Origin of the sequence: Arthrobacter sp. PGP41 (assembly GCF_002953935.1) — a bacterium.
Lineage (GTDB): Bacteria > Actinomycetota > Actinomycetes > Actinomycetales > Micrococcaceae > Arthrobacter.
Genome location: NZ_CP026514.1, coordinates 1267852 through 1281680 on the forward strand (window position 1 = coordinate 1267852; position 13829 = coordinate 1281680).

12 protein-coding genes are annotated in these 13829 nt (G+C 66.7%); 7 read left to right on the plus strand and 5 right to left on the minus strand.

Features of this window, described 5'->3' with window-relative positions:
- Nucleotides 1-28: 28 nt before the first annotated feature.
- The 3 genes from C3B78_RS05815 to C3B78_RS05825 are packed head-to-tail and all read right to left on the minus strand — an operon-like array spanning nt 29 to nt 3463.
- The gene (locus C3B78_RS05815; protein WP_104997223.1) at nt 29-1675 is read right to left on the minus strand and encodes an LCP family protein; all 1647 of its coding nucleotides are present in this window, start codon (nt 1673-1675) and stop codon (nt 29-31) included.
- A 10-nt stretch (nt 1676-1685) separates the two neighbouring features.
- A complete protein-coding gene (gene purE, locus C3B78_RS05820; protein WP_104997224.1) occupies nt 1686-2270 on the minus strand; it encodes a 5-(carboxyamino)imidazole ribonucleotide mutase in 585 nt (194 codons plus the stop codon).
- Complete coding sequence (locus tag C3B78_RS05825; protein ID WP_104997225.1) at nt 2267-3463, minus strand: 5-(carboxyamino)imidazole ribonucleotide synthase; 1197 nt, start codon at nt 3461-3463, stop codon at nt 2267-2269. The genes purE and C3B78_RS05825 overlap by 4 nt, the downstream gene beginning before the upstream one ends.
- 172 nt (nt 3464-3635) lie before the next feature.
- Here C3B78_RS05825 and C3B78_RS05830 point away from each other — a divergent pair, with 172 nt between their 5' ends.
- Nucleotides 3636-4193, plus strand: a complete 558-nt coding sequence (locus C3B78_RS05830) for a GtrA family protein (protein WP_104997226.1) — start codon at nt 3636-3638, stop codon at nt 4191-4193.
- 13 nt (nt 4194-4206) lie between these two features.
- Here C3B78_RS05830 and C3B78_RS05835 read toward each other — a convergent pair whose 3' ends face one another.
- Complete coding sequence (locus C3B78_RS05835; protein WP_104997227.1) at nt 4207-4905, minus strand: TIGR03089 family protein; 699 nt, start codon at nt 4903-4905, stop codon at nt 4207-4209.
- A 408-nt stretch (nt 4906-5313) separates the two neighbouring features.
- Here C3B78_RS05835 and C3B78_RS05840 point away from each other — a divergent pair, with 408 nt between their 5' ends.
- The 3 genes from C3B78_RS05840 to C3B78_RS05850 are packed head-to-tail and all read left to right on the plus strand — an operon-like array spanning nt 5314 to nt 10923.
- A complete protein-coding gene (locus C3B78_RS05840; RefSeq protein WP_104997228.1) occupies nt 5314-5847 on the plus strand; it encodes a WhiB family transcriptional regulator in 534 nt (177 codons plus the stop codon).
- A 29-nt stretch (nt 5848-5876) separates the two neighbouring features.
- A complete protein-coding gene (locus C3B78_RS05845; protein ID WP_104997229.1) occupies nt 5877-9242 on the plus strand; it encodes a glycosyltransferase family 2 protein in 3366 nt (1121 codons plus the stop codon).
- Nucleotides 9235-10923 (plus strand): DUF5719 family protein, encoded by a 1689-nt coding sequence (locus tag C3B78_RS05850; RefSeq protein WP_104997230.1) that lies wholly within the window; start codon nt 9235-9237, stop codon nt 10921-10923. The genes C3B78_RS05845 and C3B78_RS05850 overlap by 8 nt, the downstream gene beginning before the upstream one ends.
- Before the next feature lie 27 nt (nt 10924-10950).
- Here the strand turns inward: C3B78_RS05850 and C3B78_RS05855 are convergent, their stop codons facing one another.
- Entirely contained in the window at nt 10951-11463 is a 513-nt protein-coding gene (locus C3B78_RS05855) for a metallopeptidase family protein (protein ID WP_104997231.1), read from the minus strand.
- A gap of 118 nt (nt 11464-11581) precedes the next feature.
- Here C3B78_RS05855 and C3B78_RS05860 point away from each other — a divergent pair, with 118 nt between their 5' ends.
- The 3 genes from C3B78_RS05860 (at nt 11582) to ahcY (ending at nt 13774) form a co-directional block, all read left to right on the plus strand.
- Nucleotides 11582-11971 carry a DUF3499 domain-containing protein gene (locus tag C3B78_RS05860; RefSeq protein WP_104997232.1) on the plus strand — a complete coding sequence of 130 codons (390 nt, stop codon included), beginning with the start codon at nt 11582-11584 and terminating at the stop codon, nt 11969-11971.
- A 78-nt stretch (nt 11972-12049) separates the two neighbouring features.
- On the plus strand, nt 12050-12277 hold the full coding sequence (locus C3B78_RS05865; protein ID WP_104997233.1) for a Trm112 family protein: 228 nt from the start codon (nt 12050-12052) through the stop codon (nt 12275-12277).
- A 9-nt stretch (nt 12278-12286) separates the two neighbouring features.
- Nucleotides 12287-13774 (plus strand): adenosylhomocysteinase, encoded by a 1488-nt coding sequence (gene ahcY, locus C3B78_RS05870; protein WP_104997234.1) that lies wholly within the window; start codon nt 12287-12289, stop codon nt 13772-13774.
- Nucleotides 13775-13829: the final 55 nt, after the last annotated feature.

The window sequence follows — 13829 nt, forward strand, 5'->3', positions numbered from 1 at the left end:
AACCGTTCCGTTCGTTGGTGGGTTGGCTCTAGAGCGGGGCGCACTGGCCGTTGGTGGCCACGAGCTGGCGGATGGCTTCTTCATCGCCATCGCGCTTGAGCTGGTTCAGCATCTCTGCGGTGATCGGCTCGCCGTCGGGGGTTGTGGTCACCGGCGTGAAGTCCGACGGCGTGGGCTGCTGTGCGGCGCCGCCGCCGGCCAGCAGGCCAGCGGGGGAGGCCCCGGCCGCCTGGATGCGCCCGGAACCCGCCTTCGGGACGGCGATGGCGTCGTCTGCAATTCCTGCCGACTGGGCGCCCTTGGCGGAGGCCGATGCCAGCAACTGGGCCACCCGCTCATGGAGCCGGCCGAAGTCCGGGACGGTGGAGAAGGAAGCGTCGAAGTCAGGGGGGCCGATGGTAAGCCGCTTGACCTCCTGGCCTTTCGCCTTGATGGCGAGGTCCAAAAAGCTGCCAAGCTGGGAAGAGGAGATATTGGATTCCACAACCCGCGTGCCCGCGTTGGCGATGTCCTCGAACTTGGCCAGCAGCGTGGCCGGGTCCAGTTGCTTCAGCATGGCTTGCTGGACGCATTGCTGGCGCTGGATACGGGCGTAGTCGTCCACATACTCGCGTGACCGTCCGTACCAGAGCGCCTGGTTGCCGTCGAGCGTCTGCTCTCCGGCGGGGATCCACCCGAGGGGCATGCCGTGGGTTTGGCTGTAATCGTCGAAGTAGCCGCTCATGGGTACCCAGCCGCCGGCCTTGATCCTAATGCCGCCCATGGCGTCGATGAGGGTGGAAAAGCCTTCCATGTCCACCAGAACATAGGCCTGGATTGTCATTCCCAGAGTTCCGGAGACGGCCTCCATGGTTGCCTGCGCGCCGGGATCGGCCACCCCCGGGTAAAGGTCCGCGTATTGGTTGGTTACTTCGGTGTTGATGGCATTGATGAGGCATTCGTCGCCGCAGTTGTAGCCGTCGGGATAGATGGCCCGCATCGGCGAGTCTTCGCTGAACTGCGCGTTCTGGAAGTTGCGGGGGACGGAAATGATGGCGGTCTGGCCGGTTTCGGCGTCAACGCTCAGCACGGAGAGGCTGTCCGGACGCCGTCCCGTACGGTCCTCACCGGCGTCGCCGCCCATCATCAGGAAGTTATAGCGCCCGTCCACGGGGTCGATGGCGGGCCCGGAGGAAAAGATATTGCCGATAGCGTTACGGCCCACGTTGAGGAGGTAGGCGGCATAGCCGAGCGACCCGCTCCCGAGGACCAGAGCCAGTACCAAAGCAATCCCGACGGCGGGCCGTACCGAGGGCTCCAGCAACACGGGGCGGATCAGCCGCAGGGTGTTGATGAACAGCGCCGCCCAGCCGACGGCCAGCGCCACCAGCAGGATCACGATCGCCAGGGAGGCGAAGGGATTGGTGATGATGTTGATCAGGAGGGGGCGGTTGAGGAGCAGCAGGAGCAGGGTGAGCGCGAGTACCGTCCAGACGCAGAGCGTTACGGCCAGTGCGGCGCGGCCCAGCTTCCGGTCGCCGGCCACAATCTGGGCGCTGCCCGGTACCAGGAGGGTCAGGAGGACAAGCACGAAAGCGCGCTTGGTGCGGACGGGCGGGGAGGCGCTGACCGGGTACCGGACGGGATCTGTCATTGCGCCGCCGGGAGCGGAGTCATGCAGCTTGCTGCTGGACATACGCGCCGCCCTAGCGGCTGCCCCGCAGGGCGCCGTTGCCTTCGGCAAAGACCTCGCTGACCTTTTGCCGCAGGTTCGCACCCTTGCGGGTAGCGACGGCGTTGAGGTCCGCGGCGAAATCAAGGAGGTCTGCGCGAAGCGATGCGGCAAGCCCGTCCGTCCCGGCCGCCAGTATCCGCACGGTCAGGAGGCCCGCGTTGCGTGCCCCGGCGATGGAAACGGTAGCCACCGGAACGCCCGCCGGCATCTGGACGATGGACAGGAGTGAATCCATGCCATCCAGGGTCTTCAGGGGGACAGGCACGCCGATGACCGGAAGCGGCGTAACGCTGGCCAGCATGCCCGGCAGGTGGGCCGCGCCGCCGGCGCCGGCAATGATGACCCTCAAACCGCGCTCATGGGCGGTCTGCCCGTAGCGGATCATTTCCGTCGGCATCCGGTGGGCGGACACGACGTCGGCCTCGAACGGAATGCCGAACTCCGCCAGCGCGTCCGCCGCGGCTTCCATCACGGGCCAGTCCGAGTCGGAACCCATGACCAGGCCTACCAAGGGCGCTGTCTCCGACGCGGTGGCAGGTGTGGTTTGGGCGCTCATGCGTTCTCCTCGAAAGTGCTTGGCGTTTCCTCCGCCGCTACCCGCCCGTCGCGGATGATGTTAGCCACCATGGTGGCACGGCGGCGAACGGACTCAACGTCCGTGGTTGATGAACCCACCAGGTTCACATGGCCGATCTTGCGGCCGGGCCGGACGGACTTGCCGTAGCAATGCACCTTCGCGGCAGGTTCGCTGGCAAGCGCCAGCGGGAAGGCGGAATACAGGTCCTGGTTCTCGCCGCCCAGGAAGTTCTTCATCACCACCACCGGGGCAAGGGTGTCCGTGGCGCCAAGTGGAAGGTTCAGTACCGCCCGGAGGTGCTGCTCGAACTGGCTGGTCACCGAGCCGTCCTGCGTCCAGTGGCCGGTGTTGTGGGGGCGCATGGCAAGTTCGTTGATCAGGAACCCTGCCCCCGAACCCGGCGTCTCGAAGAGTTCAACGGCCAGCACGCCCGTCACTCCCAGCTCGCCGGCAATCCGCAGGGCGGCGTCTTCCGCTGCCGCTGCAACCTCCACGGGGATATCCAGCGCGGGCGCTATGACCTCGTCACACACGCCGTCCACCTGGATGGTGTGCACCACGGGCCATGCCCGGGCCTCGCCGTCCGGCGTCCGTGCCACCAATGCGGACAGTTCCCGCGTGAACTCGACCTTGGCCTCGGCCAGGAGGGGACTCATGGCGTCAAACCATTCTTCTGTGTCCGCAGCCTCTTCCGCCGAGCCCACAATGCGGACACCCTTGCCGTCGTACCCGCCACGCGGCATCTTCAGCACAACCGGCCAGCCAGTCCGTTCCCCGAAACTGACGAGGCCTGCCACGTCCTCAACCGAGGCCCAGGCGGGATTGGGAAGTTCCAGCCGGTCGATGGCTGCACGCATCACCAGCTTGTCCTGGGCGTTAACGAGCGCGTCGGGTCCGGGCTGGATGTTGACTCCGGCGTCCTGCAGGGCACGAAGGTGGGCCGTTGGGACGTGCTCGTGGTCAAAGGTCATGACGTCCAGGCCTTCTGCGAAGTCCAGGAGGGTCTGCAGGTCCTTGTAGTCACCCACAGGCGAGGACGGCACCGCCGATACAGCGGAGACATCGTCACCTTCGGCAAGGACGCGGAGTTCAAAGCCAAGTGCGGTTGCGGCCGGGGCCATCATGCGGGCAAGCTGGCCGCCGCCCACCACGCCTATTACTGGAAAAGTCACATTTGCCAGCCTACCGAAGACCGACCGGTATCCCACGTTCCGGTCCGCGGCGGGCAGGAGTGTTTCGGGCGCCGAAAGCCCCAGGCGCAGGTTAGGGAGGCTGCCACGCAGGTTTGGGGGCTAAAATGGCCTCTGGCCCGATGGCCCACAGTTCAGACAGCCATGGAGGGCCATGTTTACCGCACTTGCAGACCGCATCCGGGGACTCGCGTCCCTTTTTTGGCGCGAAGTCGCCAAATTCGGAGCTGTGGGCGGTGTTGCGTTCGTCATCGACAACGGCCTCACCTACTACCTCATGCACGGCCCCATGACCGACAGCGAGGCCAAGGCAAGGTTTGTGGGCGCCTCGGTGGCCACGGTGTTCTCCTGGATTGCCAACCGGCTCTGGACCTTCCGGCACCGCCGGCAGGCAAACGTGCTCCGGGAATTCCTGATGTTCGTCCTCATCAATGGGATCGGCATCGGCATCTCCACCGGCTTCACCGCCCTCGCGAAGTACGGTCTGGGCGTGACTGACAAGAATATGCTGTTCTTCGCGGGAATACTTGGCATCCTGGTAGCCACCGTTGTCCGCTTCTTCGCCTACCGGTTCCTGGTGTTCAACCAGGAACTGGACCAGGAACCGGAGTTCTCCCACGACCACGAGCTCATCGAGCTGCACCACCACGCCAAGGAGCGCACCGTCCCCGTCGAGAGGGAAACCTCGGCCGAAAGCCAGGGCAAGGGCTAGCCGGCACGGCAGCTCAACTTCCGTGGATGCGTTCCGCTGCGAGCAGGTTGTCCGTCAGCTGCACATCCGGGTGGGTTACCACCACCGAGCCGTCGCGCCGCCAGGCGCCGAGGGCATTTGACAGGGCCGCCTCGAGGCCGTTCCCGGCCGGGATGTGCAGCCGCACGCCCTCTTCATGAGGTACCGCGAAGCCGTCGAGCAGGTCCTGGTGAAGGTAGCTCCGGCCGTCGCCGGCCACGATCGCGCAGCCTGCGGGATCAGCTTCGGCATGGGCCATGAACACGTCCCCGTGGGAGCGCACTTCCGCTGCATAGTCGAGGTAGCCGGCGCCCAGCTCACCGGGCCAGCGCATGGCCAGCGCAGGCAGCGCAACGGCGATGACGGCGTCGTACTTTCCCTCCACCGTTTCCGGATCAGCAGTAACCAGGTAATCCGCCGGGCTGCGGTCAAGGACGGTCTGCATGCCGAGCTGCCAGGCGGCAAGTGCCCAGACCATGGACTTCCAGTGCGCCGGCAGTTCCAGGCCCAGCCGCATGCCGGGGGTCGCGTCCAGTTCGTCCTGGAGCAGGTTGCTGGTCTTGGCAACCCAGTTGTCCAGCACCCGGCCGGATAACTCAACGCGTTCGCCGTCGGGGCCGTACCAGGTGAGGCGCGGGGCAGTGGAGTTGCCTGAACGAAGGGTTGCCATGAGGTCAGCTGCCGGGTTGGTCATGGCTACATCCTGCCACCGGGGGCGCTCCTTGGACTACGGTTGGCCGGGCACTGCCGGCGCAGCACGCTGGAGTTGCACCCGCCACCCCGACGTGACATATCTCACACTGAGTTGCTCAGTGTGCTTGCTATTTACTGTCTTTGCGGGTATTTTCCCGCAAACGGCGGCGAATTTGACGGTTCGCGGCCGTCAGTTCGGACTGCTGGACCATGGCGCCGCACGCCCGTAATAAATTACCGGGCGTGGCGTACGCCTTATTCGTGATCGAGAGTGATTATTATCCGGCGGCGGCTTGACTCGCCCTAGTTACACGCGTGTAATTAGATAACTAAAGGCAACTGCGTAAATGCCGGCACACAACCGAGTGCCACGTATCCAGGCAGGGGCTGCAACATCAGGAGGGTCGCCATGGGGCAAGCAGAGCGTATCCAGGAAGATGCCGTCGTGGCCGGCCAGGCAACGGCAAAATACCGGGCACGGGGGGTGCCGAGCGACTGGTACGTGGACCCGGCCGACCCCCATGCCGCCGAGCGGTACAACAGGAACGCGGGTGGCGCCCTTGAGGACCAGGCCACTGCCTTCCTCGCCGCGCACGAGGCCCTGCTGGACGGCGGCGCCGAGCCGGAGGATGAACTCGACCCTCCCATGGAGCTGGCCGCACCAAGCGCCATCCAGCCCGTATGGATCGGACTGCCTTTCCAGCAGGATTTCGACGACGAAGGCGAACTGGGCTGGCAAACGGACGCCTTGTGCGCCCAAACCGACCCCGAGGCATTCTTCCCTGAGAAGGGCGGCTCCACCCGCGACGCGAAAAAGGTATGCGGGGCATGCAACGTGCGTTCGCAATGCCTGGAGTACGCGTTGGCGAACGATGAACGGTTTGGCATCTGGGGAGGCCTTTCCGAGCGCGAGCGCCGGCGCCTTAGGAAGCGAGCAATCTAATTCACCAGGATGTCCATGTCACTGCCGTTGTGGTCGCCCACAACGGCAGTGACTATCTGCCCAGAACCCTCGCAGCCCTAGCGGACCAGGCCCGGCCCGTGGACTACGCCATTGGCGTCGACACCGGCTCCCGGGATGATTCCAAGGCCCTTCTCCAGCAGGCCCTGGGCCCGGCCCACGTCGTCAGCCAGCAGCGGGGTAAAGGCGGCATGGGGGCGGCGGTGCTGGCCGGCCTGGCGGAACTGGCACCATGGCGCGGAAGCTCTGCAGGCGGCAGGACTGAGTGGATCTGGCTGCTGCATGATGATGCGGCACCCGCGCCGCAAGCCCTCGCCGAGCTGCTCAGCGCCGTCGAACGCGCGCCTTCCGTCACCGTGGCCGGCTGCAAGCAGCTGGACTGGGACGGCGGACGGAAGTTGATCGACGTCGGCCTGTCCACCAGCCGGTGGGCCGAACGACTCACCCTGATCGACGCCGATGAACTGGACCAGGGGCAGTACGACGGGCGCAGCGACACGTTTGCGGTCAATTCCGCCGGCATGCTGGTTCGCCGCGACATCTGGGAGCAGCTGGGCGGTTTCGATCCCGCCCTGCCCGGCAGCGGCGACGACGTCGACTTCTGCTGGCGCAACCGGCTGGCAGGGCACCGGGTTGTGGTGGTGCCCTCGGCCGGGATGTTCCACGTAGCGCACCGGCCGCACGCGCTGGGCAACGCCGCAGCCGCCCGGAAAGCCCAGGTCCATCTGCGCCTGAAACACTCGCCGCTGTGGATGGTACCCATCCATGGAGCCGGGGCCCTCCTGGGCAGCCTGTTCAAGCTGGTACTCAGTATCCTGGTAAAAGATCCCGGCCACGGCTTGTCCCAGCTGGTTGCCACCTGCGCCGCCCTCGGCCGGCCGCGCGCCGTGGCCCAGGCCCGCCGCAGCGCCCGCCGAACCCGCCGGATCCGCAGGTCTGTGATCCGCAAGCTTCAGACGCCCAGGCGCGAGGTCTGGAGCCACCGCCGGTCGTTAATGGAAGCGCTCGGCTCGGACAATTCACCTGCCGATGACCTGGAGCATGATCCACTGGCAAACCAACCCACGGGGGACGCGTCTGACGACTTCGCGGCACTTGCCACCTCAAAGCGCGGCTGGGTGGGCAACGGCGCCCTGGCCACCGTCATCATCGCATCCGTCGCGTCGATGCTGGCCCTTACGGGACTTTTCCGTGCCGACGCCGTTACAGGTGGCGCCCTCATTCCCGTTTCCGGCGACCTCGGCGATCTGTGGAACCACGCCTCAAGCTGGTGGATCACGCTGGGTGCAGGATTGCCCGGGCGGGGAGACCCCTTTGGATACGTCCTGTGGATCCTTGGCGTATTTGGCGGAGGCGACGCCAACGCCGCCATCGCCTGGCTGCTGCTGCTGGCAACTCCGCTGTCCGGGCTGACCGCGTGGTTCGCTGTGGGAGGACTGACTGTCCGCCGCCGGCTGCGGCTGGCCGCGGCTGTCTTCTGGGCTGCCGCCCCTGCCCTCCAGGTGGCGCTTAATCAGGGCCGGGCCGGCGCCCTGGTTGCGCACATCATGCTTCCCTTGCTGGTCCTTGCGCTGCTGCGGGCCACCGGCTCTGCAGTAGGGCACGGCCGCTTCACGCTGCCTGCCCTTTCCAGCGACCGCCTTGGCGACAGGCCGCCGGCCAGGCCAGGCATCAACGGCACGCCGTCCTGGACCGCCGCCGCGGCCGCGGGGCTTGCACTGGCGGTTGTTGTCGCGTCTGCACCGTCGCTCCTGGTTCCGGCCGCGGTGGTCATCGTGCTCTGCGGCCTCCTGCTCGGCCGCCGCGGCCGCACGGTCTGGTGGGCCCTGCTGCCCACTGCGGCCCTTTTCATTCCCTTCGGCATCTCCGTGCTCGACAGGCCGAGGGCGTTGCTGGCGGATCCCGGTCTGCCGCTGGCTTTTGATGCTGCACCTTTGTGGCAGCAGCTCTTGGGACAGCCGTTGCAGTTTGATCCGGAGGGCGGCCTGGAGGGGCTTCCCTACTTCACGGGCGGCGCAATTCCGTGGGCCTTGCTGCTGGCACTCCTTGTGGCGGTCCCGGTGCTCGCCCTGGCCGTTGCCGGGCTGCTGATCCCCGGACGCCGGGCCAGGACAGTGAGGTGTTTCTGGGTGGCCGCCATCATTGCCCTGACCGGCGGCTGGCTGGCCGGCCACGTGGCCACCGGACTAAACGCGGAAACGCTGGTGACCCCCTTTACTGGCCCGCCAGTCTCGGCCGCGGCCTTCGCACTCCTGGCGGCAGGCATTCTGGGTGCGGAACAACTCCTGGCCATGAGCGACAAAGCTGTGGCCAGCAGCACCACCAGGCACAGGACTGCCCTGCGGTCAGTCGCTGCCATCAGCATGGCCGTCCTGCTGATCGGCCCCCTCGCGGGGATGGCGGCGTGGTCCGCCCAGAACCTGCTTCGCCCTGCGACTGCCGCCGGGACGGTCCCGGCGGGCGCCGGTGCCACGGAATCGGGCGTTGCCGGCGACGCCGGCGCGCTCGGAGTCCCCCGCCTGGTGGAGCCCGCCAACCCGCGGACCCTCCCGGCGACCGCGATCGACCGCGGTACCGGCCCCGAGCAGACCCGCACCCTGCTGATCAGTACACGGGACAACGGCATTTTCGATGCAACCCTGATGCGGGGCTCCGGCACCACGTTGGACAGTTTTTCCGCCATAGCGTCCGCACGCAACATCATCGGTGCGCCGGGGGTGGAGTCGGTACGCGACGACGATGACGTCGCCGCCGCCGTCCGCCGCGTAGTGGCCATCCTTGTTGCCGGCCAGGGCGTGGACCCGCGGATCGACCTCGAACAGTTGGGCGTCGGGTTCATTGTGCTGCGCTCAGCGGACACTGCGGCGCAACTGACAGCAAGCAGGATGGATGCCGTACCCGGACTTGTGGCCGTCGGCCAGACAGACGTGGGATGGCTCTGGCGGATCACCCCGCTGAACCAGCCGGTACTGCAGGCTGCCGATGTTGCCCACCGGGTACGGATCGTGGACGCAAACGGTGCTGCCATAGGGCTGGTTCCCTCCGCCTACACCGACGTCGACGCCCCCGTGGATGCGGGCCCGGAAGGGCGCCTTGTGGTCCTGGCAGAACGTGCGGATCCCGGCTGGAGCGCCTGGATCGATGGCCGCAGGCTCACGGCAACTACCTCGGGCTGGGCCCAGGCCTTCACGCTCCCCGCCTCCGGAGGACAGCTGACCATCCGCTATGAGAACCCTTGGGCACTGTGGACGGCCATAGCGCAGGTCACGGTAATTGGCCTGACGGTCCTGCTCGCCATCCCGATGCCCGCCCGAAGGACACGGACCGGCCTTTCACGGGACGAGGGCTCCCTGCGTAAGGAACACCAGAATGCATGAGCACACCGCGGCCGCCGAAGAGCCGGAAGCCAAGGCCCCCGGCGGGACGCACAGCGTAACGGGCGCCCAAGATACCCCGGACACTGATCAGCGTTCTTCCCAGCCGGTTTCAGTACAGGGGCGCAAAGCGAGGCTGATGGGGTTCGCCTCGGCGGCGGTGATCCTCGCCGGAGCGGGGGCCGTGGTGGTGGGCGGATCCCTCCTGCCACAGGCGGATTCCAGCCGTGCGGTGGCGGCCCCGGCAGTAGCTGTCCCCGCCGGGACGAGCCTGGGCGTGTGCCCGGGACCGGCCCGGCTACTGGAAGGCACCGAAACAGGAACGGATCCCCAGTTCAGTCCGGTGTCAGCTACGGCGGCCAGTTCTGTCACAGGGGCGGTGCTCGGCTCGGCGGGCGTGCTGCCGGCTAGCCGGCTGTCGCAGCTGGACGGGACAACCGCCGTCGAGATCTCCAAGGAACCCGGCCAGGCTGCCTCTGCCGGTTCGCCCCAGGAACTCCTGGCCGGAGTGGTGGACGCCCGTCCTGTAGAACAGGCCAGCGTACTGACCGCCGACGCCTTGGCGAACCAGAAGGCATCGGCCGCAGCGGTGATGAAGTTCACTGCCTCTGACGGAGACCTCCAAGGCACCGCAACATCCAACTGCCAGCCGCCGTCCAACGACCAGTGGCTTGCAGGAGCCAGCACAACCGTGGGCCGGGCCTCCGTGCTGGTGCTGACAAATGCTTCCACCACGCCGGCCACCGTCAGCCTGGAACTTTTTGGCGCCCAAGGGCAGATCCAGGCGCCTGGCAGCCGCGGCCTGCTTGTCGCTCCGGGCACCTCCCGATCCGTGGTCCTCGCAGGCTTGGCGCCGGGGGAGCGGCAACTCAGCGTCCACGTCCGCAGCGCCGGCGGCCCCGTCGCGGCGGTGATCCAGCAGGGCGTCCTGCGCGGCCTCACCCCCGGGGGAGTGGACTTCATTGCGCCGGGAGCAGCTCCCGCAGCGCGCCAGGTCATGACGGGCGTGGACATCCAGGACCCTGCCGGACTGGCCCAGCTGACCGGGAAGTCCGGATATGAGGATGCCGGCCCGGCCCTTCAGCTGACGGTTCCGGGGCCGTCGGACGCAGTGGTGGAGGTCAAGCTCTACGGCCGGGACGGCCAAGAGGCCCTGCCCTCCGGCGGCGTCGTTACGGCAAAGGCAGGCGCCGTCACTGAAGTTTCGCTCGCGGGTGTCCCCGCCGGGCAGTACACGGTGGCAGCGTCCTCGGATGTCTCGTTTGTCGCGGCCACGCGGATCACCCGCGGGCTCCAGGAAGGCGAGGCGTCGGACGTCGCCTGGGCAGCGTCCGGGGTGAGGCTGGGCAGCCAGCACGTGGTTCCGGTTCCCCAGGGCGGCAGCCGCAGCCTGATTTTCGGCGCCTTGGACGCCAGGGCCACCATCACCTATTCGGCGATCACATCGGACGGCAAAGTCCGGCCGCCGTCCACCGCCGACATTGCCGGCGGAACCACGTCTTCCATAGCGGTGCCGGACAAGGTTGAGGACGTGGGCGTCGTGGGCTACGTAGTTTCCGCGTCCGGCGATGCCGCTTACGGCGCTGTGCTGGTCCAGCAGGACGGCAGGAACGACGTCTCGACGCTGGCGTTCCTGGCAGCAGCCGCCGGCCAGGAAACAGTGCCCGTGACGCTCAGCCACTAGGCTGGCCGGACAGCTGCAGCGGCAGGCTCAGTACCGGCGGCGGTACACCGGGTCCAGCGTCTCCGGAGCCACTCCGAGCATTTCGGCGGTGTGCTCCACAACGACGTCGTGGATCAGGTCCTGGAGCTCTTCCGGGCCGGGGCTCGCCTGTTCCACCACGCGCCGGTACACGGTAATCATGGGTCCTTCCCCGTCCGCAGCGGGAGCATAGGAGCCCAAGGGAGCGGGGGAAGTGCCGGCCGCCAACTGCTCCAGGTCCGGCGGGATCTCGTCCACGCCGAACCGGACCCCGTCCAGGGTCTTGCCCCAGATGTCGTGAAGCCGCTGGGCGGAATCCATCACCATGTCATCAAAGCGGTCCGAGCGGGTCCGGTAGCCGGGATGGGTTGGGAGCATCACTTCCCCGCGCAGCCCGCGTCCGTGCCGGTTGCGGCGGCGCATAGCGAAGCTCTTGCCCGGTGAGCCGGTCCCTGGATCCCTGCGGGCATCCGGATCAGCCAACCGGACCGTGAAACCTGATTTCTGGTTCGATGACTGCATACATTGACTGTAAACCCGGGGGAACTTTTATGCGATACATTCTGCCCGGGGCACGGACGCGGCGGCCCGGGGCGGCAATGCGCTGTTTTCGCGGCGATACGGAGTAGTCTGGGATGTCGTGGGAGCTATCCGTCAGTGTTCAAGATCTGCCTGCCGCCAGTCGGCGGTGGCCACCCTGACGTACGTCTATGCGGACTCCACAGCAGTCCTCGGTCCCCTGGCCACATACGCCGAGCCGCATTGTTACGATTTGTGCGAGCAGCATGCCGGCTCCCTGACGGTCCCGCGGGGCTGGGAGGTCCTGCGACTCGCCATGCCGTCGACTCCCCAGCAGCCCGGCCCTGACGACCTGCTCGCCCTTGCCAATGCCGTCCGGGATGCTGCGGCCCTGCCCAGCCAGGCGAAGCAGCCGCCGCTGCAGCGCGGCCCCCATTCAGCCCTTGAGGCGCCGGCCGGGGCCGAGGGCACCCGCAGGGGACACTTGCGCGTCCTGCGTGAACCCTCCTGACATCCATGTGGCGGTAGGCTGGAAGCTGCACATCAGTCCGCTACCGGCGCGAGCGCGCCCGCCAGGGAGCACCAATAAATGCCCAAGATCAGTCCCGAACTGCTGTCCGTCCTGCGTTGTCCCGTGACCGGTTCTCCCCTGGTGCAGGAAGGCGAGGAACTGGTTGCCGCCGTCGCTGCGGAATCCGGGGTCAAGCCGCGTTACGCCATCGAGGACGGCATACCGCTGCTCCTGCCCCCCGAGCTGCTGGCAGCAGCCTCCGCGGCAGGATCAGACCAACATGACTCTGCCTCCGGAACGAATTAAGGACCATCCATGACTTTTGACTACAAGGTTGCCGACATCACCCTGGCAGAAGCCGGCCGCCACCAGATCCGCCTTGCCGAGCACGAAATGCCCGGGCTCATGTCGCTGCGCGAGGAGTTCGGGCCCACCCAGCCGCTCCAGGGCGCCAGGATCGCAGGATCACTGCACATGACAGTGCAGACAGCCGTGTTGATTGAAACCCTCACCGCCCTGGGCGCGGAGGTCCGCTGGGCTTCCTGCAACATCTTCTCCACCCAGGACGAAGCCGCCGCCGCCGTGGTGGTTGGCAAGGGCACCGTGGAGGACCCGCAGGGTGTGCCGGTGTTCGCCTGGAAAGGCGAAACCCTCGAAGAGTACTGGTGGACAGCCGAGCAGATCCTCACCTGGCCGGGCGCGGAATCCGACCCCGAACTGGGACCCAACATGATCCTGGACGACGGCGGCGACGCCACCATGCTGGTGCACAAGGGCGTGGAGTTCGAGGCAGCGGGCAACGTGCCGTCCGCTGATCCCACTGATTCCGAAGAGTACGGAATCTTCCTTGAGGTCCTGCGCCGCTCCCTGGCCCGGGACCCGAAGAAGTGGACGCGGACGGCAGCCACGATCAAGGGCGTCAGCGAGGAAACCACCACGGGCGTCCACCGCCTGTACCAGCTCGCCGAACAGGGCAAGCTGCTGTTCCCGGCCATCAACGTCAACGACTCCGTCACCAAGAGCAAGTTCGACAACAAGTACGGGATCCGCCACTCGCTCCCGGACGGCATCAACCGCGCAACGGATGTGCTCATGGGCGGCAAGGTCGCCGTCGTCTGCGGCTACGGCGACGTCGGCAAGGGCGCCGCGGAAGCGCTGCGAGGCCAGGGTTCACGGGTCATCGTTACCGAGATCGATCCCATCTGCGCGTTGCAGGCCGCGATGGACGGCTACCAGGTGGCCAAGCTGGAGTCTGTCCTCGCGCAGGGCGACATCTTCATCACCACCACGGGCAACAAGGACGTCATCATGGCGGAGCACATGGCCGGCATGAAGAACAAGGCGATCGTGGGGAACATCGGCCACTTCGACAACGAGATCGACATGGCAGGGCTTGCGAGGGTCCCCGGCATCAAGAAGGTCGAAATCAAGCCGCAGGTCCACGAATGGGTTTTCGAGGAGGATCCTGCCACTGGCGAGGCCAGCCGGTCCATCATTGTCCTTTCCGAGGGCCGCCTGCTGAACCTGGGCAACGCCACCGGCCACCCGTCCTTCGTCATGAGCAACTCGTTCGCCAACCAGACCATTGCGCAGATCGAGCTGTGGACCAAGAAGGACCAGCCCGAAGGCGAACGCGAATACGAGAACCAGGTCTACGTGCTGCCCAAGGTCCTGGACGAAAAGGTGGCCCGCCTGCACCTGGATGCCCTGGGCGTTGAGCTGACAGAGCTAAGCAAGGACCAGGCCGAGTACTTGGACATTGACGTCGCCGGCCCTTACAAGCCCGAGCATTATCGTTACTAAGAAGTAAAGCGCCCGGGCGCCCACTGCGCCCGGGCCGTTACTTTCTGCCCCTAGG